Source organism: Roseateles sp. P5_E11, from assembly GCF_054049355.1.
On the sequence record NZ_JBFUMO010000818.1, the window covers coordinates 1 to 1,956 of the forward strand.

2 protein-coding genes are annotated in these 1,956 nt (G+C 69.5%); both read left to right on the forward strand.

Annotated features, from left to right (window positions below):
- A partial coding sequence (locus tag ACXJKR_RS30990) for a CobD/CbiB family protein (protein WP_457326117.1) occupies positions 1–838 on the forward strand: 838 nt, incomplete at its 5' end.
- 168 nt (positions 839–1,006) lie between these two features.
- A partial coding sequence (gene cobT / locus ACXJKR_RS30995) for a nicotinate-nucleotide--dimethylbenzimidazole phosphoribosyltransferase (protein ID WP_457326119.1) occupies positions 1,007–1,956 on the forward strand: 950 nt, incomplete at its 3' end.

Below are 1,956 nucleotides of genomic sequence, written 5' to 3' on the forward strand. Positions count from 1 at the left end.
GGCCATCAAGGTTCTGGTGCCGGGCCTGGCCGTTGCGCTGATCTACTGGGCGCTGCGCCATTTCAGCGTGCTGCTCGCCCTAGGGCTGGACGTCCTCATCCTGTATCTGACGCTGGGCTTCCGGCAGTTCAGCCACTACTACACCGACATCCGTGATGCCCTCGAGCGCGGCGACGACGCCACCGCGCGCCAGTTGCTGGCCGAATGGCGCCACCTGGATGCCAGCGAGTTGCCGCGCACCGAGCTGATCCGACATGTCATCGAGCATTCGCTGCTCGCCGCGCATCGCCACGTCTTTGGCGTGTTCTTCTGGTTCATCGTCTGCTCGACCATCGGCCTGGGGCCGGCAGGCGCGGTGGTCTACCGCATGGCCGAGTTCGCTGGCCGCTACTGGGCCTTCAAGAGCCGCACGCTGGACGCACCGACCAACACCCGCCTGTTGGCCTTGTCGCGTCAGGCTTTCACCTGGATTGACCACCTGCCCGCCCGGCTGACAGCCACCGGCTTTGCCATCGTCGGCAACTTCGAAGAGGCCGTGAATGGCTGGCGCCGCGACGCCAGCCTCTGGCTGCATTCCAACGAGGGCATCATCCTCGCGTCGGCCGCTGGCGCTGTAGGCCTGCAGCTCGGCGGCGCTGCGGCGCCTGGCGTCACGCCGGATCGCAGCAAGACCTTCGATGCCGGTACCGAACCCGAGTTCACCGGCGCCRCCGGCTCCACGGCCGGCGCACCGCCGCAGCTCGGTCATCTGCAAAGCGTCGTCGGCCTAGTCTGGCGTTCCGTCGTGCTGTGGATGCTGCTGCTCGCGTTGCTGACCCTGGCCAACCTCGTCGGCTAGTCATGGTGCCCCTCGTCCAGTCTCGCCGCGCTGAACGCGGGCGAGCCCGGCCGGTCCCCCAAGGGGACGGCGATGCTTGCCGGTTTGACCGGCAAGCACATCGCCTGAGCGGGCCGGCTCGGGAGCGACCCAGCGCTCGGCCCGCCGATATCAAGCAAAGCAATTGAAATGAACTTTCCCAACTTGCCGGCCCTGGCCGAGCCCGGACTTGCTGCGCGCGTGCAGCACGCCATCGACCACAAGACCAAGCCTCTGGGCGCCCTCGGCCGCATCGAGGCCCTGGCCCTGCAGCTCGCGCTGATCCAGGGTGTGGAGCGGCCCGCGCTGCGCGAGCCGCAGCTTGTCGTCTACGCGGCCGACCATGGCCTGTCCCGGCGCGGCGTATCGGCCTACCCGCGCGAGGTCACCYCGCAAATGGTGGCCAACATGCTGGCCGGCGGTGCGGCCGTGTCCGTGCTGGCGCGTCAACAAGGTCTGGCGCTGACGATCGCCGACTGTGGCGTCGATGCGCCGCTGGCCGACGGGGCCGTCGACCTGCGCATTGCTGCGGGCACGGCCGACGCGAGCGTCGGGCCGGCGATGACGGCCGAACAAGCCGAGCGTGCGCTGCGCAATGGCATGGCCCTCGTCGAGCGCTTGCCCGGCAATGCGCTGCTGCTGGGTGAGATGGGGATCGGCAACACTTCGTCGGCCAGCCTCTTGATGCAGCGCCTGACGGGTTTGCCGCTGGCCGAATGTGTGGGGCGCGGCACCGGTCTGGATGACGCCGGCCTGGGCCGCAAGCTTGGCGTGCTTGCAGAGGCGCTCGCGGCCAACACTGACGCCGAGACCCCGTTGCAGCTCGCCGCGGCTCTCGGCGGTTTCGAAATCCTCACCATGGCCGGCAGCGTCATGGCCGCCGCCGCGCAGCGCCGAGTCATCGTCGTCGATGGCTTCATCACGACGGCTGCCGTCGCGCTGGCCGAGGCGCTGCGCCCCGGCTTGTTGGCGGCCTGCGTGTTCGCCCATCGCTCGGCCGAGGGGCCCCATGCGCGCTGGCTGCAACAACTGGGTGTGCGCCCGCTGCTGGACCTGGACCTGCGCCTGGGCGAGGGCAGTGGTGCGGCGCTGGCCTGGCC